Origin of the sequence: Limosilactobacillus pulli, assembly GCF_947381555.1 — a bacterium.
Taxonomy (GTDB): Bacteria; Bacillota; Bacilli; order Lactobacillales; family Lactobacillaceae; genus Limosilactobacillus; species Limosilactobacillus pulli.
In genome coordinates, this window is record NZ_CANCWQ010000011.1 from 36,740 (window position 1) to 57,010 (window position 20,271).

Sequence of the window (20,271 nt, forward strand, 5' to 3'; positions counted from 1 at the left end):
GCTGGACTTTTTAATTAAGATTGAAATTCCATAATCGTTATATTAAGATTAGAATATTATATTTTAATTAAAAATAAAAACGGAGGTCTGGCTGATGGATCTGAACAATATTCATACCGGGAAAAACATTTCACTTAATGGACACACGATTTTAATTGGCTTGATGGCGGATCCGATTCGTCACTCAATGTCGCCAACGATGCATAACAATGCTTTTGCTAAATTGGGTCTAAACTACGCCTACCTTTGTTTTGAGATTGATAATCAAAAGCTGCCCAAAGCTATTGATGCCATCAGAACGTTGGATATGCGTGGCTCCAATATCTCAATGCCCAACAAGCAAAAAGTAATTCCATACCTAGACAAGCTGGATGAATCGGCTGAACTTTGTCAGGCCGTCAATACCATTGTTAACAATCATGGCGTCTTGATGGGCTACACAACGGACGGAATCGGCTTTATGCAATCGTTGCGAGACGAGGGGCTGGATATTAGTGGCAAAAAGATGGTGCTGACCGGAGCAGGCGGTGCTGGGACACCGATTGCCATGCAAGCAGCAATTGATGGCGTTAGTGAGCTTTCGCTGTTTAACATTGCCGATGACAAATGGCCAAATGCCGAGCGCAACGTCAAGATCATCAATGAAAAGACCGGTGCTCATGCTACGCTGCATCGTTTAGAGGATCAGGATGACTTTAAAAAAGAGCTGGCCGATTGTGATATCTATGTTGATGCAACCGGTGTCGGTATGAAGCCACTGGAAGATATGACTTTGGTTGAGGATCCAAGCTGGTTCCATGAGGACATGATTGTCTACGATACGGTCTACTCCCCACGTGAGACCAAGCTGATGAAGGTGGCCCGGCAAGCAGGCGTCAATCACGTCTTCAACGGACTGGGCATGATGCTGGAGCAAGGAGCCGCAGCTTTTAAGCTTTGGACTGGTCAGAACATGCCGGTTGAATACATTCGCAATCTGCTTTTCAAAGAGGAAGATTAGATGAAAGAGGTTAAGCTTAGAAATATCGTCTTGGGCAATGGCAGACCTAAAATTGCCGTTCCAATCGTTGCTGATGATCAAACATCCATTGAAAAGCAGGCACAAGCCATCGTAAATGCGCAGCCAGACGTTGTTGAATGGCGAATTGATTTTTTTGATGATGTCCTGGATTTTGAAAAACTACGCTCAGCAGCCCTTAAATTGAGAAAAATACTGACTGAGCTGCCGCTTTTAACCACGTTTCGCACGATTGAAGAAGGTGGCAGTCGAAAGCTTGATGAAGCAAAGTATTTTCAGATCGTACATTTTGTAATTGAAAATGAGCTGACGGATGCCATTGATCTTGAGCTGTTTCATCAAAGATCTCAGATTGAGCGAATCGTAGCACTGGCAAACACTCATGGTATTAAGGTAATTATGAGCAGCCACGATTTTGCCCGAACGCCAGCTGCTGAAGAGATCTATTATCGCTTGCACGTGATAGCTGATCTTGGTGCCGATGTGGCTAAGATTGCCGTTATGCCGCAAAACTCAAATGATGTTTTGACACTTTTGCAAGCGACTGCTCAAGCACATGCACAACTGGATTTGCCATTGATTACCATGGCCATGGGCGATCTAGGGAAGGTAACGCGCATGGCCGGTGAGGTCTTTGGCTCAGCATTGACGTTTGGTGCCGTTGAAAAGGCCTCAGCCCCCGGTCAGCTAAGCATTGCCGAATTAAGGAGGGCACTGGATAATTTAAAAATTTAAGATAATTGATCTTAAAAGCATGAGGCTGGGAATTAACTCAACCTCTTAACTATTTTATGGATAGTAATGCCTCAGCGCAGTAGCTGGCTGGCAGTTCAAACGCTGATAAATCAGCATTTGACCGACCTAGCCATCATTGCGGAGGTTCGAAGACAAACTCCGAAAATTGGTCGCAAGCTGATTTTCGGAGTTTTTTCTCACTCTCATGCTTTTTTAATGAAAAGTCATTAAAATTAAAAGACACGCCCGGGTGTGATACAATGAGAAGCGTATTTTGAATTGAGGTGATAGCTCCGTGGCAAAACCACTACAAGTCGTGATCATTACTGGGATGAGTGGCGCCGGTAAGACGGTTGCCGTTCAAAGCTTTGAGGATCTAGGCTATTTTGTAATTGATAACATGCTGCCTAATCTGGCGGAAAAATTTGCCGACGTGATCCAAAACGCTGCTGAATTCGACCAGATGACGATGGTAATGGACTCGCGATCACAAGCATTCTATGACCAGATTCTACCTTGCATTCAGCGCTTGAAGAATCGGACTGATCTAAAAGTTGAAGTTTTGTTTTTGGATGCCAGTGATGTTGAGCTGGTATCACGCTATAAGGAAACGCGGCGCTCGCACCCGCTGTCACGGCAAGGTGGCGTTTTAGAAGGAATTCAAAAGGAACGGACGCTTTTGAGTGATCTGAAGAGTCAAGCCGACGTTGTTATTGACACCACTAACCTGACGCCGCGCAATCTGCGGCTACGGATTGATGACTACTTTGGCAATGGTCAGACCAGCAGCTTTTTTGTTGAGGTTATGTCGTTTGGTTTTAAATATGGATTGCCATTAGATGCTGATATCGTTATTGATGCTCGTTTTTTGCCCAACCCATTCTATCTGCCTGAGCTCAAGCATTTAACCGGCAACGATCAGCCAGTCCAAGACTATGTGATGAAGAGTCAGTTGGCCCAAGATTTTTATTCACACCTCAAGGCCCTGTTAAAGGTAACCTTACCTGGCTATATTCAAGAAGGCAAAAGCAGCCTGACGATTGCCATTGGCTGTACTGGCGGTCAGCATCGTTCAGTAACGATTGCCAACCGGTTAAATCATGATCTGCGTCAGGATGGCTATACGGTCAATCTGCATCATCGTGACGTCGATAAGGCAAAATAAGGAGGCATTCAAATGATCCACAAACCTAAAATCGTCATGATCGGTGGGGGGACGGGACTTCCTGAGATTCTACATGGTCTTAGGGACAAAGACGTTGACGTTACAGCAATCGTGACGGTAGCCGATGACGGCGGCTCATCAGGAATCTTGCGCGACTATGTCAATGTGGTACCGCCTGGTGATATTCGCAATGCACTGGTTGCCTTATCAGAATTATCGGAACTAGAGCTGTCAATTTTTCAATATCGTTTCAACAGTACTGACCAGTTCCTGGCTGGGCATGCGATTGGTAATCTGATTATTTCAGCTTTGGCTGAGATGAAAGGCGGCGATATTTTCGCTGCCGTGCAGGAACTGTCGTCATTGATGAAGATTAAAGGACACATCTATCCGGTTACCGATGAGCCGCTGACCTTAAATGCCGAGTTTACTGACGGTTCGACATTGAGTGGTGAATCCGAGATTACGGCGGCACATAAGCGAATTCAGCGGGTCTGGATCACGCCGTCCAATAATGAGAATCATCACCAGGCAAAAGCGGTCAAGCAGGTTATTGATGCCATTATGGATGCCGATCAAATCGTATTAGGACCAGGGAGTCTGTTTACCAGCATCTTGCCCAACCTGATGATCGAAAACGTTGGTCGGGCCGTCTGTGAAACCAAAGCTGAAGTTGTCTATATCTGCAACATCATGACACAAAAGGGTGAAACCGACAATTTCTCAGATGCTGATCATGTGCGCGTGCTCAACTCGCACTTAAAGCAAAATTTCATTGATACCGTTTTGGTAAATATTCAGCCGGTGCCAAAAGACTATATTGATTTTCAAGAATGGAACGAGATCTCTCAGCCTGTCAAGCATGACTTTCAAGGCTTGCGTGATATGAGCTGTCGGGTAATTTCCAGTAATTTCTTGCGTTTAAGAGACAATGGGGCGTTTCATGATCGCGACAAGGTGGTGGCTGAACTGCTGAATCGTCTACATGGCGTCCATTATTAACAAGAGGGGGAATCGCGCATGTCATATGCCAACGAGGTAAAAAAAGAGCTGACGGGGCTGCAGGTGCACTTGGATAATGCCAAGGCCGAACTGATGGCGCTGATTCGGATGAATGGCGCTTTAGGAATTGCCAATCGCAATCTGGTTTTAAACGTTCAAACGGAAAGCCCGGCGATTGCTCGCAGAATCTACTCGCTTTTAAAGCAGTTTTATCAAGTTGAAAGTGAGATCGTCGTCCGGCGTAAGATGAAGCTTAAAAAGAACAATCAATACGTGGTACGCCTGCGCTATCACGCCCAAGAGATTCTCAGTGATCTGGGAATTTTGGAAGGTTTTCAGATTAAAGAAAAGGTTCCAATGGCATTGCTTAAGGATGATTTGATGATTCGTTCGTATCTGCGTGGGGCGTTTTTGGCGGGCGGTTCAGTCAATAATCCTGAGACATCGCGCTATCATCTGGAAATTTATTCTTTATATGAAGAACATAATGAAATGATTGCCCAGATGATCAATCGCTATCATCTGAATGCCCGAACCACGGCTCGCCGCAGCGGCTACATCGTCTATCTGAAAGAAGCCGAAAAGATTGCCGAGTTTCTTCAGTTAATCGGTGCTACCAATGGCATGCTCAAGTTTGAAAATATTCGAATCGTACGTGACATGCGCAATTCCGTCAATCGACTGGTCAACTGCGAGAATGCCAATATGGATAAGGTTGCCAATGCATCCAATCGCCAAATCGAAAATATCCGTCTGATTGATTCAATGGTTGGTTTGGACAGTCTGCCAGAAAAGCTGCGCGCTATTGCCGAAACCCGTCTGGCTCATCAAGAAGTCAGTCTAAAAGAGCTCGGCGTTTTGGTGCCAGGTGGTCCAATCTCGAAATCAGGGGTTAACCACCGATTGCGTAAATTAAATGCCTATGCCGATGAATTACGGCACGCTAAGAGCAACTAAAAAGAAACTGAGAATAAAGTCCGAAAATAGAAAAATGGCTGAAGATTGCGTCACTCAAAACGTTGATCTTCAGCCGTTTTATTATTAAAGATTGTTTTATTTCACTATAAAAATTAATCTTTCCCAGCCTCAATAGCAAATAAAAGCCACGGCTGATAACAGTCGTGGCTTTAGTTATTTAGGTCAAACAATTACTTCAGTTTGGCACTGTTTTCCATGATGCCGTCAAGCAGACCGTAGTCAACGGCTTCCTGGGCCGTTAAGTAGTGGTCGCGTTCAGTATCACGTTCGATTTGCTCAATTGGCTGGCCGGAATTTTCTGCCAAAATGCCATTGATCATCTTACGCGTCTTCAAGATTTCTTCAGCTGCGATCTGAATCTCGGTTTGTTGACCTTGAGCACCACCAGATGGTTGGTGAATCATAACCGTTGAGTGTGGCAAACCGAAACGCTTGCCCTTGGCACCAGATGATACCAGCACGCTGGCCATTGATGCGGCCATACCGATTACGATGGTCTGAACATCGGCTTTGATGAAGTTCATCGTGTCATAGATGGCCATCCCAGAGGTTACGACACCACCGGGTGAGTTAATGTAAAGGTAAATATCTTTGGTTGAATCTTGCGCATCCAAGAATAGCAGCTGCGCAACGATTGAGTTTGCCATGTCATCTTCAATCGGACCGGACAGCATAATGATGCGGTCCTTCAACAGACGTGAATAAATGTCATAAGCGCGTTCGCCGCGTGATGACTGTTCAATGACCGTTGGAACTAAGCTCATGCTTTGGCCTCCCTCTTAATTAGCAGTAGTCAGCTTCGATTGCTAACTTATGTGAATACTATACTCGATAGGTCAGAAAAGGTCAAATGTTTTGTCACAAAAAAAGACGCTGCCAAGTACGACCTAAATGTCGTCAATGACAGCGTTTTCTAGTCTTATAATAGGTAGAATTATTTCAAGTCAGCTGAGATCATGCTCAGTTCTTGATCGGCGATTTCGGCATCCAGCATGGCCCGATCGTCATTTTCGATCAATTTCTTAAGTTCGTTCAATTCGTGCATGTTCTTTTTAAACATAGATTTCATCTCCCCGAATAATATGGATTTGTGAATGAATTAATTGTTAACCTCTGTGATGTCTAAGACTATACACCCAATTGGTATTATTGACAAGTGCCTATTTTAAGCTATTTTTGGTTTTTATGCCTAAATTGGTATAGGTCAAATTGGCGGAAAACGTTTATCAATTTTTTATTGTGAAAATAGTGCTAACGTTTCCAAAGGTCAACGCAGACTGGCTTTCCAGCTTAGAAATTAAAAAATGAGCAAGATGCCCAAAATCAGTCAGATAATCAAAAAATTTTTTTGAATTTTATTGATGACAGCTTGGTTGTAATAATAGTTGTTGATTTTTGATACCTTGACCCTTATAATTGGAATGTTGATTATTTACGTTAGATATAAAGGAGGCATATTGCTATGCGTAAAGCACATCCATACGGCGTACAAGGCCGTCGCCCAGTCGCAGACCGTTACACGCGGGCTAAGAAGGAAAAGAAAATCGAAGCTATTCGTAAGTGGGCTAAGCAAAAGCCAGCTGAAGAAAAGTAATTTGCTTTTCCATTTAAAAAAGACCTCATCCAGGCTGACTGTGATGAGGTCTTTTTTATGCTGATTTTTAATTAAGATCATTTAAGTATAATAAAAGCACTGATCAGCCTGACCAGTGCTTTGATGTACCTAAATGCGCCCCCCGGGAGTCGAACCCGGATCTCGAGAACCGGAATCTCACGTGCGATCCATTACACTAAGGGCGCATCTTGTTTAGATGAGTTCGCATAAATAACGCGAACGTTTATTATAATATCCTTTGCAGCACCAAAATGCAAGAGGAAAATGAATATTTTTACAAAAATATTGGATGGATCCAATTTGATGAAAACTAAATACATTTCCATGGACAAGTTAGTCGGTTTTGAGTATCATAAACAACGTAGGTTAGTGTGATTGTTTAGCTAGCAGACAAAATTGCCAATTTTTTCCTTAAATTTGGCAATTTTGGATGAAAAGTTGTGGTAAACTAAACAAGAACATTGAATTATTTTCCTAAAGGAGGAAATTGCAGTATGACTGTAAAAATTGGTATTAATGGCTTTGGCCGTATTGGTCGTTTGGCTTTCCGTCGGATCCACGAACTGGGCTCCAAGGACATTGAAGTTGTTGCAATCAACGATTTGACTACTCCTTCAATGCTGGCCTACCTGCTGAAGTACGACTCTACTCACGGCAAGTTCCCTGGCGAAGTTTCTTCCACTGACAAGGGCATCGTTGTTGATGGCAAGGAATACCCTGTATACGCTGAACGCGACGCACGGAACATTCCTTGGGTTAAGAACGATGGTGTTGACTTCGTTCTGGAATGTACTGGTTTCTACACTTCTGCAGAAAAGTCACAAGCACACCTGGACGCTGGCGCAAAGCGTGTGCTGATTTCTGCACCTGCTGGTAACATCCCAACTGTTGTTCCTGGTGTTAACCTGGACACGCTGAAGGCTGACGACAAGATCGTTTCTGCTGGTTCTTGCACGACCAGCTGCCTGGCTCCAATGGCTTACTTCCTGAACAAGGAATTCGGCGTTAAGGTTGGTACCATGACTACGATCCACGCATTTACTTCCACGCAAGCTATCCTGGACGGTCCTCGTGGCAAGAAGATGCGTAACAACCGTACTGCAAGCACGAACACGATTCCTCACTCTTCTGGTGCTGCCAAGGCTATCGGCCTGGTTATCCCAGAACTGAACGGTAAGCTGTCCGGTCACGCACAACGTGTTGGTGTCGTTGACGGTTCCCTGACTGAACTTGTTTCTATCCTGGACAAGGAAGTTACGGTTGATGAAGTCAACGCTGCTATGAAGAAGGCAACTGAAGGCAACGAAGCCTTTGGTTACACTGAAGACCCAATCGTATCTTCTGACATCATTGGTTCTACTTACGGTTCTGTCTTCGACCCATCTCAAACTGAAATCATGTCTGATGGCGAAGGCGCACAACTGGTTAAGACGGTTGCTTGGTACGACAACGAATACGGCTTCACTTGCAACATGATCCGTACGCTGCTTCACTTCGCTACTCTGTAATGGTAATGCGAACTGAATAGTACCAATTAGGAAGGCGGGAGGAGGAAACTCCGCCCGCCTTCTTTTCAAATTAAGGAGGAATTGGTCAATTATGGCTAAAATGACTGTTGAAGATCTTCCATTGGAAGGCAAAAAGGTTTTGATGCGTGTTGACTTCAACGTGCCAATCAAAGACGGTGTCGTTGGTGACGACAACCGAATCGTGGCTGCACTGCCAACGATCAACTATGTAATCGATCATGGTGGTCGGGCAATTCTGTTCTCCCACCTTGGTCGAATCAAGAAGGAAGAAGACAAGCCAGGTCTGTCACTGCGTCCAGTTGCAGAACGGCTTTCCAACCTGTTGAACAAGCCAGTTACCTTCGTTCCAGTAACGGAAGGTAAGCAATTGGAAGATGCCATCAACCAAATGAACAATGGCGACGTACTGCTGGTTCAAAATACGCGTTACGAAGACGTTAAGGATGGCGAATACGTCAAGCGTGAATCTGGTAACGACCCTGAACTTGGTAAGTACTGGGCTTCCTTGGGCGATGTCTTTGTCAACGATGCCTTTGGTACGGCTCACCGTGCCCACGCTTCCAACGTCGGGATTGCGCAAGCGATCGGCGAAGGCAAGTCAGGTGTTGGTTTCTTGATGGAAAAGGAAATCAAGTTCTTGGGTGATGCCGTTGACAACCCGGTTCGTCCTTTTGTTGCCATCCTGGGTGGTGCCAAGGTTTCTGACAAGATTGGCGTTATCGATCACCTGTTGGACAAGGCCGACAAGATCATCATCGGTGGCGGTATGGCCTACACGTTCTACGCAGCTAAGGGCATCAAGACTGGTAATTCACTGGTTGAAAAAGACAAGATCGACGTTGCCAAGCAAATTATGGACAAAGCCGGTGACAAGCTGGTACTGCCAATTGACAATGTAGTTGCCGATGCCTTCAAGAATGATGCCAACACCAAGGTAGTCGAAGGCGACATTGACGATGGCTGGATGGCCCTGGATATTGGCCCTAAGACGATTGAACTGTACAAGAGCGTATTGGCTGATGCTAAGACGGTTGTATGGAACGGTCCAATGGGTGTCTTTGAAATGAGCAACTTTGCCAAGGGTACGCTGGAAATCGGCAAGTTCCTGGGCACGCTGACGGATGCTACGACGATTGTTGGTGGCGGGGACTCTACGGCCGCTGCTAAGCAATTGGGGATTGCCGACCGTCTGAGCCACATTTCAACTGGTGGCGGTGCCTCATTGACTTACTTGGAAGGTAAGGAACTGCCAGGGATTGCAGCAATTTCCGAAAAGTAAAGATATTTAAGCGATTGATTAGCATAGTAGCGATTCAATCGCTTTTTTTGATAAAATAAAAGTAGCGGAAAAATAATTAGAGGAGGCTTTTGCATGCGCGTACCAATTGTTGCGGGCAACTGGAAGATGAATAAGACGGTTTCAGAGGCCGTTGAATTTGTTAATTACGTTAAAAACGATCTCCCAGACCCTAGTGAGCGTGAAACCATTCTGGCTGCACCCACGCTGTCTTTAACGTCAATGGTACAAGCGGCGAAAGATACGCCGTTAAAAATCGCTGCTGAAAATTGTTATAGTCGAATTGCGGGGGCCTATACCGGCGAAACCAGTCCACGCTCTTTGTCTTTAGCAGGCATTCATCATGTCATCTTAGGGCATTCTGAGCGGCGGCGGCTGTTTAACGAGACCGATGAACTAATCAATCAAAAGGTTCAGGTGGCCTTGCGCAATGGCCTGTGCCCAATCGTCTGCTGTGATGATACAATGGGACGCCGAATTGCCGGTAAGAAGGTTCGCTGGGTTGTCAGCCGCATTCTGGCCGATTTAAAAGGTCTGTCACCGATTGACGTTACCAAGGTTACGATGGCCTTTGAGCCAAGCTGGGCAATCGGTACCGGGCAAAGCGCCGACCCAGAGCAGGCGGCAGAAGGATGCTACCTGATTCGTCAGACGATTCGCGATATGTATGGCGAAGATATTGGCAATGCCGTGCGAATTCTTTATGGTGGCAGCGTCAATGAGACCAATATCAATGCGCTGATGGCCTATGATGATATCGATGGCGTTTTGGTTGGTGGCGCCAGTCTGGACCCCAACCGATTTTTAAAGCTTGTAAACTCTTAAGATAAAGCTTGTTTTAAATTGTTCTGAATAATACAATGGAAAGCGGAAGAACTTTCCAATTTTAAAATGACAGAGGAGAGATTCATCAATGTCACTCATTACTGATATTTATGCTCGTGAAGTCCTGGACTCACGTGGTAACCCAACTGTTGAAGCAGAAGTCTACACTGAAGCTGGCGGTGTTGGCCGCGGTATCGTACCTTCTGGTGCTTCTACTGGTGAACACGAAGCGGTTGAACTTCGCGATGGCGACAAGAACCGTTTTGGCGGCAAGGGCGTTCTGAAGGCCGTTGCTAACGTCAACAACGTAATTGCCAAGGAAATCGTCGGCATGGAAGTTACTGACCAAGTTGCAATCGATAAGGCAATGATCAAGCTTGACGGTACGCCTAACAAGGGCAAGCTGGGTGCCAACGCTATCTTGGCCGTTTCCCTGGCTGCTGCTCGGGCTGCTGCTGATGAACTGCAAGTGCCACTGTACAACTACCTTGGCGGCTTCAACGCTCATCTGCTGCCAACGCCAATGATGAACGTTATCAATGGTGGTGCCCACTCTGACAACAAGGTTGACTTCCAAGAATTCATGATCATGCCAGTTGGTGCACCAACTGTTCGTGAAGCTATCCGTTGGGGTGCGGAGACTTTCCACGCCCTGAAGAAGGAACTGGAAGCTGCTGGTAAGGTTACCTCAGTTGGTGACGAAGGTGGTTTTGCTCCTGACTTTGCCAACAACGAAGAACCATTCCAATACCTGATCAAGGCGATTGAAGACGCTGGCTACAAGCCAGGTAAGGACATTGCCATTGCTTGCGACGTTGCTGCTTCTGAACTTTGGAACGATGAAGACAAGAAGTACAAGCTGCGTTGGTCCACTGGTGAAGAATACACCACTGAAGAATGGATCGAATACCTGACTGGTATCATTGAAAAGTACCCAATCGTATCCGTTGAAGACCCAATCGACGAAAACAACTGGGATGACTGGGTAACGATTACCAACAAGCTGGGTAAGAAGGTTCAACTGGTTGGTGACGACTTCTTCGTTACGAACACGGACTACCTGCGCAAGGGTATCAAGATGGGTGCTGCCAACTCCATCCTGATCAAGCTGAACCAAATTGGTACGCTGACTGAAACGGTTGAAGCAATCGAAATGGCTAAGGAAGCCGGCTACACGGCTATCGTTTCCCACCGTTCTGGTGAAACTGAAGACACGACGATTGCTGACCTGGTTGTTGCTACTAACGCCGGCCAAATCAAGACTGGTTCCATGAGCCGGACTGACCGTCTTGCTAAGTACAACCAACTGATGCGGATCGAAGACAACCTGGGCGACGTTGCTCAATACAAGGGGATTCACTCCTTCTACAACCTGAGCGAACAAGCTCGTCAAGACATCGAAAACCGTTAATTTTTCAATTAATGATTTTAAAGCGTTTGGATTTTTCCAAACGCTTTTTTTGCGACCGCAAATCTGTGCTAGACTAGTTTAGTAACAAGAATTTTTGGGTGTGAAGAGAAAGTGAAAACTACAAGAATTGCAAGACTCAGGTATGCAAATCTACGTCAGCTTGGCCGCGCCACCATCATTGGCCTGCTTGCCGGACTAGTTGTAAGTTTGTTTCGCTGGGCAATTCAGAATCTGTTAAATGGGGTCATCAGAGCATTTGGATATTTTCATGGTCATCCATTTTGGCTGCTGCCTTGGAGTTTGGCAAGCATACTGGTCGCGCTTTTTTTAGGACGATTGGTGCAGAAAAATCCGGATATTAAAGGTTCTGGGATTCCTCAAGTTGAGGGACAGCTGACAGGACAGTTTGATGAAAAATGGTGGCCGGTACTGTGGCGCAAGTTTTTTGGTGGCATTATCAGTATTGGCTCGGGGCTGTTCTTGGGGCGAGAAGGTCCCTCGATTCAACTAGGAGCCGCGATCGGCCAAGGAATTGCCGAAAAAAATACCGGTACTGAAATCGAAAGACGCGTTGGGATTGCCAGCGGGGCTGCGGCTGGACTTTCAGCGGCCTTTAATGCTCCAATTGCCAGTACAATGTTTATCTTAGAAGAGGTTTATCATAACTTTTCGCCGTTAGTCTGGCTGTCGGTGTTTATCAGTTCCTTGGCCGCTAATTTAGTATCGATGGCTTTCTTTGGATTAGCGCCAGATCTGAATGTGCCACATGAGGTGCTGCTTCCAGCTTCACAGTACTGGCATCTAATCTTGCTGGGAATCTTACTGGGGCTATTGGGGCGACTGTATCAGGTTGTGATTTTGCAGCTGCCAAAATGGATGCACAAGCTGCATTTCTTAAAACCAGCTTGGTATCCGGTGATTCCGTTTTTACTGGTAATTCCAATTGCCTGGTGGTGGCCGATAACGCTGGGTGGCGGCAATAATCTGGTCGTGGCGCTGCCTAAGATGCCGGCTGAGTTTAAAGTGATGCTGGGATTGTTTATCTTACGCTTTGTTTTTTCCATGATCAGCTATGCTTCTGAGCTGCCCGGGGGGATTTTTTTGCCGATCCTAACGCTGGGTGGCATTATCGGGGCACTCTATTGCGCAATCATGATCCATTGGGGATTGATTCCAGCCAAGTATCTGCCAAATTACGTTATCTGTGCTATGGCCGGCTACTTTGCCTGTATCAGCAAGGCCCCCTTTACGGCGATTTTATTGATTACGGAAATGGTGGGGACGCTGACACATCTGATGCCCCTGGCGATTGTCTCGATTGTGGCTTGGCTGGTGGTTGATCTGATGGGCGGCACGCCGATTTATGCGGCGATGTTTGCCAACATGATGCACAAACATCCGCAAAGAGAGCTGTTGGGCCTGACCCAGATGACAACGCCGATTTTTGTTGGTTCCGTACTGGATGGCTGCTTAATTAAGGATTTTGACTGGCCAGCCGGGGCGCTGATCACTTGCATCTATCGTGGTGAAAACCAGCTGATTCCGCGTGGCAATACCAGATTAAAGGCTGGTGATACGCTGGTCGTTCAATTGCGCGGTAAAAATCACATTGCCAACCAGGCACGGATCAATGCCGCGGCTCGGCAATCGTTGCATGATTAGCCAAATGACTGAAAATATGGTATGATTTAACGGATATAGTGGGTGAAATAGGAGGAAATCTTTTTTGTATAATACGATTATGACCCTCTTCTTGATTGTCTGCGTCATTTTAATTGCTTGCGTAATGATGCAGCCAGCCAAGAATGACAACGATGCCATGTCCGCTTTGACCGGGGGTGCTGGCGACCTGTTCAGTCGGCGCAAGGCTCGCGGTTTTGAAGCGGTTATGCAGATTGCTACGACCATCTTTGGTGCCCTCTTCTTTATTTTGGCACTGGCGCTGGTCTATGTTTCTTCACACTAGTTTAAGTGTCTCCTGCCAATCTCAGGGGGCTTTTTATTTATTAAAGAGGTATATGGATGACACAATTACAACTTGAAATACTCAAGCGTTTACTCGATCATCAAGAACTCAGCTTTTCGGCTGAAAAAATCGCCCAGCAGCTGGGAATGAACAGAGCTGACCAATTTACGCCGGTCGTGCAGGCACTGGCTCAATTGGAACGTGACAAAAAGGTCATGGTAACGGATCAAGGCGAGTTTAAGGCCGTGATTAAGCCAAAGACGGTCAGTGGGGTCTTTCGGGGAAATGCCAAGGGATTTGGTTTTGTGGCCTACGATCCCGAACAGCCTGATATCTACGTCAATCCCGATCACACTATGCACGCAATGAGTGGTGATGAGGTTGAGGTCAAGATTTTGCGCATGCCAGAACCAGGCAGTGATCAAGGACCAGAAGGACAGGTTACCGAGATTCTGACGCGGCATTATGAGCACGTGGTCGGTGAGTTTAAAAATATTACGATGGGACATTTCATTGGCGAGATTATTCTAAAGGACAAAAAACTCAGTAATTTCCGGTTTTTTGTCACAGATGATGGTCTGCACCCAGAAGACAACGAAATCGTTAATGCCACGATTTCTTCTTATCCAAGCGATGAATCGTCACAAATCATGACGGGGATGGTAACTGAAGTAATCGGCGATAAGGACCAGCCTGGTATCGACATTCTCTCCGTCGTTTATGCCCATGACGTTCCGCACGTCTTTCCGCAAGAAGTTATGGACGAGGCCAACGCTATTCCAGACCATGTTTTGCCAGAAGAAAAGAAGGGTCGCAAAGACATTACCGCTCAGCCGCTGGTTACCATCGACAGTATTGAATCAAAGGACCTTGACGATGCCGTAGTTGCCTGGAAATTAGACAATGGCAATTATCACCTGGGCGTTCACATTGCAGACGTTACGCACTACGTTAAGCCTGGCTCAGCACTGGATAAAGAGGCTTTTAAGCGTGGAACTTCAGTCTATTTAACGGATCGGGTAATTCCGATGCTGCCAAAGCGATTGTCAAATGGGATCTGTTCTTTGAATCCAAATGAAGAGCGTTTGGCAATGAGCTGTGAGATGGAAATTGATCCGCAGGGCAATATCGTCAAACACGAAATCTTCCCTAGCGTAATGCGCTCACATGCGCGAATGACCTACAAGGCAGTCAATGCCATCTTAGAAGATCATGATCCGCAGGTAATCAAAGAATATGAGGAACTGGTGCCAATGTTTGAGACGATGGGCGAATTGCACCAGATTCTTTTAAAGCATCGACATGACCGTGGTGCGATCGATTTTGACGCACCAGAAGCCAAAATCATTGTTGATGAAGAAGGGCATCCAACTGACATTCAGCTGCGGGAGCGGGGGACTTCAGAACGGATGATCGAATCGTTTATGCTGGCAGCCAATGAAACCGTGGCTGAGCATTACTATAAATTGCACGTGCCATTTTTATACCGGATTCATGAAACACCGGATGCCGACCGGATTAAGAGCTTTGCTGAGCTGCTCAGTGTCTTTGGTATTGAGATGAAGGGTGATCTGAAAAACGTCAAGCCTAAGATGCTCCAAGACGTTTTAAAGAGCGTAGAAGGCAAGCCAGAAGAGCAGATGGTTCAGGTAATGATGCTCAGAAGCATGCAGCAGGCTAAATATGCCGATGAAGAGGTCGGACACTTTGGTCTGGGTGCTCAATACTATACGCACTTTACCTCACCGATTCGCCGTTATCCTGATGAAATGGTCCACCGTTTGATCAGCTGGTATGCCGAAAACGGCACGACTGAAAAAGCCAAGTCTAAGTACCGTGATTGGCTGCCAGAAGTGGCTGAGCATACCTCGGTTACCGAACGACGTGGGATCGATACCGAACGGGATGTTGACAGCATGAAGAAGGCCGAATATATGGAAGATCACGTTGGCGAAACGTTTGATGCCGTTGTCAGCTCGGTAATGAAATTTGGCCTGTTCGTGGCCTTGGAAAATACCGTTGAGGGTCTCATTCACATCAGTGTTATGAATGATGACTTTTATGAGTACCTAGAATCCAACATGGCCCTGGTTGGTCGTCGTCATCATCACATCTTCCAGATTGGTCAGCCGGTTAAGGTTAAATTGATTAGAGTTGACAAGGATCAGCGCGAAGTCGACTTTGAGCTGGTCAACCCTGAAGACGCACCAACGACCAAGCTGCGCGTACCGCGTAAAAACGATGGTCGCTTTAACAGTCGTGGGCGCAATAATCGAGATGACAAGCATGGCAAGTTTGGTCGTAATGGTCGCGATAAAAATGGCAGCCAGCGTTCCTACCGCGGTAAGGGCAATGGCAACGGCCGGCGCAGTAATCATCTGTTTGACCGCGGTCCATCGCATCGACATGACGGTGGCAAACGTTCTCAGCGTGGACACAATAACGGTAATCGGCGCTAGCGTTAGGCTTTAACGGGAGGGAAAAAGATGGCAAAAAAATCCCATCACGAAAAAGACGATAATCTGGTTGCCCAAAATAAAAAAGCGCGTCATGATTATGCGGTTTTAGAAACCTATGAGGCCGGCATTGCACTGACTGGAACTGAGATCAAGTCAGTACGGGCTCGCCGCGTCAACCTTAAGGATGGCTTTGCACAGCTGCATAATGGCGAATTATGGCTGATGAACGTGCATATCAGCCAATATGACAACGGCACGTTCTTTAATCATGATCCGTTGCGCAATCGTAAGCTGCTGCTGCATAAAAAAGAGATTAAAAAGATTGCTGGTGAGCTGTCGACCAAGGGGATTGCGCTGATTCCGCTGAAAATGTATATCAAGCACGGTTATGCCAAGGTGCTGCTTGGTCTGGCCAAAGGAAAGCATGAATACGATAAGCGTGAGTCGATCAAGAAGCGTGAGCAGGAACGACAGATTGAACGTGTTTTGAAGCATTATTAAGTCGGATCTTGAGTAAAATAAAACGGGTGTGCATTATAAAAAGATGCACCCCGTTTTTATTCTGGCTGATGAATGTGTTTGCCGATGTTTTGATCATTAAGCAGTGTTTTCGGCACGAATCCCATGCTTAGATCGCCTTGATCAGTTGATGACATCGGATTCAGCTGACGCAGTTTTTCATGCAGCGGCTGGCGATCCTGATGTCTGGCCCAGCGATTGATGATTGTTGCCGTCAGAATTGCCAATGGCTCATCGGCCTGATTGACGACACTTAATCGACTACAAAAGCCCCCGGTATTTTGCACCGGCTCAACCTCAAAAATTAGCCGGCTGCCACAAAAGACCTTGAAGTGTCCGCTCATCAGCGAACCAACGACAATCCAGTTTAAGCCGCGAATATAGATTAGTTCATGAAAAAAGCCCAGTGATTTGCCGATCGTGCCAACTTGTCGCTGATTCAAATAAAGGGCAAACTTTGGCGTCAGCCCAAGTGTCAGCTGCTTGGCTTCTGCCAACAATTCACCGCTCATCGTATATAATGAAAGTGCATCGTAGCGAATGCCCCATTTGCCGGCTAAGAGATAGCATGAATGGCCGCTTTCATCGTGAATGACAGTGGCGCCATTCAGATCGGTTGAACGGTCGCGGATGTACAATTGCCGCATGACAGAAATCACCACTTTTCTTAAGTATCTATCACTATTTTAACAGCTGTTGGCAATAAAAACAGTCAATAACGTATCGTAATCATCATAATCATGTTAAAATATTCACGAGGTGCTGACTTTGAAACAACTTATCCATAACGATTGGTGGGGCGTCTTGGAACCCCAGTTTGAATCTGCATATTATGCGCAGCTGCACGCTTTTTTAGCCGATGAGTATGCTCATCAGACGATCTATCCTGAAATGCATCATATTTTTGAAGCTTTTGAATGGACTCCATTTTCAAAGGTAAAAGTGGTAATCTTAGGACAGGATCCTTACCATGGACCGCATCAGGCACATGGCTGCAGCTTTTCGGTTTTGCCGGGGGTCAAGATTCCGCCTTCCTTACAAAATATCTATAAAGAGCTGCAAAGTGACCTTGGCTATCCACCGGTTAATCACGGTTATCTGAAGAAGTGGGCCGATCAAGGCGTACTGCTTTTGAACTCGGTGCTTACCGTGCGGGCTGGTCAAGCATTCTCGCATCGCGGTCATGGTTGGGAGCAGCTTACGGATGCAGCGATTCATGCGCTGTCGGAACGGCCGCGACCAGTGGTATTTATTCTTTGGGGCAAGGCAGCCCAATCCAAGATTCCTTTGATCAACACGCAGACCAACATCGTTTTACAATCACCGCACCCCAGTCCTTTTTCTGCCAACCGTGGCTTCTTTGGCTCAAAGCCTTTCTCAAAAACCAATGAGGCTCTGGTGGCAATGGGAGAGACGCCAATTGACTGGCGCCTGCCCGAACATGTTGATCTTGATGCTCAATAGATGCAGACATAGAAGCGAGGTTATGAATAATGGATGTATTTGAACATTTGAAGACACAGCTTTCATCAGCAAACAAGCGGATCGTTTTTCCAGAAGGCGCGGATGAGCGAGTTTTTGGCGCCGCGGCCCGTCTGGCACACGATGGCCTCTTGACGCCAATTCTGCTGGGTAATGAGGCTAAGATCAAAGCAGCCGCAGCACAAAACGGCGTTGATTTGACTGGTGTTGAGATTATGGATCCGGCCGCCTATCCAGCTGCTGACTACCAAGCAATGCATGCGGCACTTTTAGAGCGGCGTCACGGTAAGAACACGCCTGAACAAGTCGATGCCATGCTCAAAGACGTCAGCTACTTTGCCACGATGCTGGTTTACATGGGTAAGGTTGACGGAATGGTTTCTGGTGCCATTCACTCAACTGGTGACACGGTCCGGCCAGCTTTGCAGATCGTTAAGACCAAGCCAGGCATCAAGCGGATCAGTGGGGCCTTTTTGATGCAAAAGGGCAATCAGCGCTACATTTTTGCCGACTGTGCCATCAATATCGAGCTGGATGCGCCAACGATGGCTGAGGTTGCTGTGGAAAGCGCCAAGACGGCTAAATTATTTGGCCTTGACCCTCGTGTTGCTATGCTGAGCTTTTCGACCAAGGGATCGGCGAAGGGCGAAATGGTTACTAAAGTGGCTGAGGCAACCAAGCTGGCTCAAGCTGCCGATCCAGAATTGGCAATTGATGGCGAGCTGCAGTTTGATGCTGCCATCGTACCAGCCGTGGCCGAATTAAAGGCCCCTGGCTCTAAGGTAGCTGGTCATGCCAACGTCTTTGTTTTTCCAAGTCTGGAAGCGGGCAATATTGGCTACAAGATTGCCCAACGTTTGGGCGGCTTTGAAGCGATTGGACCGGTTCTGCAAGGCTTGAACGCGCCAATTGCCGACCTGTCAAGGGGATGCAATGAAGAAGACGTCTACAAGGTTGCCTTGATTACGGCAGCACAGGCATTATAAAATCCAGGTCGTCTGGCAGAAGTCAGGCGGCCTTTTTTGGCTTTATAACGTCGATACGCTAAAATAGAAAGCGTTAGGCCATGGTCAGTAATTTGATCAAAATGGCCAATTCCAGCAAAGGACAATAATAATGACTGAATTAATCTTACACAATCGAGAAGCAACGATGGCAATGGGACAAAAGCTGGCACCATACTTACAAGCTGGTGACGTGATTGTTTTAAACGGTGACCTCGGTGCCGGTAAAACGACCTTCACCAAAGGACTGGCTGCCGGACTTGGTATTAAGGACGTAATCAAAAGCCCAACGTTTACGATTATTCGTGAATATCAATCAGGACGCTTGCCGCTCTATCATATGGATATCTATCGTCTGGAAAATGGCGGTGCCGAAGATTTGGGATTGGAAGAATATTTTGATGGTGATGGCATCAGCGTGGTTGAATGGGCAGAATTTATTGAAGATGAGCTGCCAGCTGATTTTTTGGCAATCAACTTTAAACGTACTGATGACGAAAAGACCCGCATTTTAAGCTTTGAGCCGCATGGTGCGCGTTTTGAGACAATCGTTAATCAAATGGTGACTGCTCATGACTGAAACAGTAGGAATCAAACTAGCCACGCCAGCAGATGCCCAGGCCATTTTGAAGCTGCTTAGGCAATTATCCTTGGAAAGCGAGGCTATCTTGGTACCGCACTTAGACAAGCTAACGGTTGAGCAGGAAGAATACAGCCTTTGTGATATCTGCGAAAGTACGGATTCATTGATTCTATTGGCTCAGTACCAAGATCAGCCAATTGGCATCGTTACGATCATGGGGCTGGCTGATCAGCCTCAAGTCGGCGAGCTGGGTGTAGCCGTCTTAAAAGATTTTTGGCAAAATGGGATTGGCAGCCTATTGGTTGATGAGGCCACATATTGGTTTGAAAACTACAGTACCTTGGAAAAACTGGTTTTAGACGTTTTCAGCGACAACGTACTTGCAATCAGACTGTATCAAAAATATGGCTTCATCAAAACGGGTGATGCAACGGTTGAAGACCAAAACAAGCATCCCCGCTCGGCAATCTTGATGGAGTATCGCTCGTCAACAGATAATAAAAATGACTAACTTACGTCTGCTAGGGCATGAAATACGCTTAATGGCGATTTCATGCTTTTTATTTACCTATTATTTACTCATATTTACTAAATAAGGTATAATCAATACGTCAATTGCTAGTTTGTAACATTCCAAATTTTGCTAGATTATTCGTCATGACAAGTGCCTCGATCTGTGCTTG

General features: G+C 46.3%; 21 protein-coding genes and 1 tRNA gene. 18 read left to right on the forward strand and 4 right to left on the reverse strand.

Annotation, left to right across the window (positions count from 1 at the left end):
* Window positions 1–94 precede the first annotated feature (94 nt).
* The 5 genes from QOS03_RS04965 (at window position 95) to whiA (ending at window position 4,877) form a co-directional block, all read left to right on the forward strand.
* Window positions 95–1,000: a shikimate dehydrogenase gene (locus QOS03_RS04965; protein ID WP_283575549.1), complete on the forward strand. Its 906-nt coding sequence runs from the start codon at window positions 95–97 to the stop codon at window positions 998–1,000.
* Window positions 1,001–1,753, forward strand: coding sequence for a type I 3-dehydroquinate dehydratase (aroD, locus tag QOS03_RS04970; RefSeq protein ID WP_283575550.1), 753 nt, complete (start codon window positions 1,001–1,003; stop codon window positions 1,751–1,753).
* Between the two features lie 295 nt (window positions 1,754–2,048).
* Window positions 2,049–2,918, forward strand: coding sequence for an RNase adapter RapZ (rapZ, locus tag QOS03_RS04975; protein WP_283575551.1), 870 nt, complete (start codon window positions 2,049–2,051; stop codon window positions 2,916–2,918).
* Between the two features lie 12 nt (window positions 2,919–2,930).
* Window positions 2,931–3,920: a gluconeogenesis factor YvcK family protein gene (locus QOS03_RS04980; protein WP_283575552.1), complete on the forward strand. Its 990-nt coding sequence runs from the start codon at window positions 2,931–2,933 to the stop codon at window positions 3,918–3,920.
* Window positions 3,921–3,938: 18 nt separating this feature from the next.
* On the forward strand, window positions 3,939–4,877 hold the full coding sequence (gene whiA / locus QOS03_RS04985) for a DNA-binding protein WhiA (RefSeq protein WP_283575553.1): 939 nt from the start codon (window positions 3,939–3,941) through the stop codon (window positions 4,875–4,877).
* 191 nt (window positions 4,878–5,068) lie between these two features.
* Here the strand turns inward: whiA and clpP are convergent, their stop codons facing one another.
* Entirely contained in the window at window positions 5,069–5,662 is a 594-nt protein-coding gene (gene clpP, locus QOS03_RS04990; RefSeq protein ID WP_283575554.1) for an ATP-dependent Clp endopeptidase proteolytic subunit ClpP, read from the reverse strand.
* A 170-nt stretch (window positions 5,663–5,832) separates the two neighbouring features.
* A complete protein-coding gene (locus QOS03_RS04995; RefSeq protein WP_272208555.1) occupies window positions 5,833–5,958 on the reverse strand; it encodes a hypothetical protein in 126 nt (41 codons plus the stop codon).
* 402 nt (window positions 5,959–6,360) lie between these two features.
* Between QOS03_RS04995 and QOS03_RS05000 the strand changes: the two genes are divergently transcribed.
* A complete protein-coding gene (locus QOS03_RS05000; protein WP_006500395.1) occupies window positions 6,361–6,492 on the forward strand; it encodes a hypothetical protein in 132 nt (43 codons plus the stop codon).
* 134 nt (window positions 6,493–6,626) lie between these two features.
* Here the strand turns inward: QOS03_RS05000 and QOS03_RS05005 are convergent.
* A tRNA-Arg gene (locus QOS03_RS05005) sits at window positions 6,627–6,698 on the reverse strand.
* Window positions 6,699–7,007: 309 nt separating this feature from the next.
* Here QOS03_RS05005 and gap point away from each other — a divergent pair.
* From gap to smpB, 8 genes are all read left to right on the forward strand, one after another.
* Window positions 7,008–8,021, forward strand: coding sequence for a type I glyceraldehyde-3-phosphate dehydrogenase (gene gap / locus QOS03_RS05010; RefSeq protein WP_169461259.1), 1,014 nt, complete (start codon window positions 7,008–7,010; stop codon window positions 8,019–8,021).
* 91 nt (window positions 8,022–8,112) lie between these two features.
* Window positions 8,113–9,321: a phosphoglycerate kinase gene (locus tag QOS03_RS05015; RefSeq protein ID WP_272208557.1), complete on the forward strand. Its 1,209-nt coding sequence runs from the start codon at window positions 8,113–8,115 to the stop codon at window positions 9,319–9,321.
* Between the two features lie 93 nt (window positions 9,322–9,414).
* Window positions 9,415–10,164, forward strand: coding sequence for a triose-phosphate isomerase (gene tpiA / locus QOS03_RS05020; protein ID WP_169461257.1), 750 nt, complete (start codon window positions 9,415–9,417; stop codon window positions 10,162–10,164).
* 88 nt (window positions 10,165–10,252) lie between these two features.
* Window positions 10,253–11,575, forward strand: coding sequence for a phosphopyruvate hydratase (eno, locus tag QOS03_RS05025; RefSeq protein WP_033934339.1), 1,323 nt, complete (start codon window positions 10,253–10,255; stop codon window positions 11,573–11,575).
* 111 nt (window positions 11,576–11,686) lie between these two features.
* Window positions 11,687–13,237, forward strand: a complete 1,551-nt coding sequence (locus QOS03_RS05030) for a ClC family H(+)/Cl(-) exchange transporter (protein WP_283575555.1) — start codon at window positions 11,687–11,689, stop codon at window positions 13,235–13,237.
* Between the two features lie 64 nt (window positions 13,238–13,301).
* A complete protein-coding gene (secG, locus tag QOS03_RS05035) occupies window positions 13,302–13,541 on the forward strand; it encodes a preprotein translocase subunit SecG (RefSeq protein WP_033934341.1) in 240 nt (79 codons plus the stop codon).
* 56 nt (window positions 13,542–13,597) lie between these two features.
* Window positions 13,598–16,000: a ribonuclease R gene (gene rnr / locus QOS03_RS05040; protein ID WP_283575556.1), complete on the forward strand. Its 2,403-nt coding sequence runs from the start codon at window positions 13,598–13,600 to the stop codon at window positions 15,998–16,000.
* A gap of 27 nt (window positions 16,001–16,027) precedes the next feature.
* Window positions 16,028–16,501 carry an SsrA-binding protein SmpB gene (gene smpB, locus QOS03_RS05045; protein ID WP_283575557.1) on the forward strand — a complete coding sequence of 158 codons (474 nt, stop codon included), beginning with the start codon at window positions 16,028–16,030 and terminating at the stop codon, window positions 16,499–16,501.
* A gap of 56 nt (window positions 16,502–16,557) precedes the next feature.
* On the opposite strand, the gene QOS03_RS05050 is transcribed toward smpB, so the two are convergent.
* Window positions 16,558–17,166 carry an LURP-one-related/scramblase family protein gene (locus QOS03_RS05050; RefSeq protein ID WP_283575558.1) on the reverse strand — a complete coding sequence of 203 codons (609 nt, stop codon included), beginning with the start codon at window positions 17,164–17,166 and terminating at the stop codon, window positions 16,558–16,560.
* A 121-nt stretch (window positions 17,167–17,287) separates the two neighbouring features.
* Here QOS03_RS05050 and QOS03_RS05055 point away from each other — a divergent pair, with 121 nt between their 5' ends.
* From QOS03_RS05055 to QOS03_RS05070, 4 genes are all read left to right on the forward strand, one after another.
* Window positions 17,288–17,983, forward strand: coding sequence for a uracil-DNA glycosylase (locus tag QOS03_RS05055; RefSeq protein ID WP_272216072.1), 696 nt, complete (start codon window positions 17,288–17,290; stop codon window positions 17,981–17,983).
* A 29-nt stretch (window positions 17,984–18,012) separates the two neighbouring features.
* Window positions 18,013–18,987, forward strand: coding sequence for a phosphate acetyltransferase (gene pta, locus QOS03_RS05060; protein WP_283575559.1), 975 nt, complete (start codon window positions 18,013–18,015; stop codon window positions 18,985–18,987).
* Between the two features lie 130 nt (window positions 18,988–19,117).
* A complete protein-coding gene (tsaE, locus tag QOS03_RS05065) occupies window positions 19,118–19,585 on the forward strand; it encodes a tRNA (adenosine(37)-N6)-threonylcarbamoyltransferase complex ATPase subunit type 1 TsaE (RefSeq protein WP_283575560.1) in 468 nt (155 codons plus the stop codon).
* On the forward strand, window positions 19,578–20,099 hold the full coding sequence (locus QOS03_RS05070; protein ID WP_283575561.1) for a GNAT family N-acetyltransferase: 522 nt from the start codon (window positions 19,578–19,580) through the stop codon (window positions 20,097–20,099). Before tsaE ends, QOS03_RS05070 begins: the two co-directional genes overlap by 8 nt.
* The last annotated feature ends 172 nt before the right edge of the window (window positions 20,100–20,271 follow it).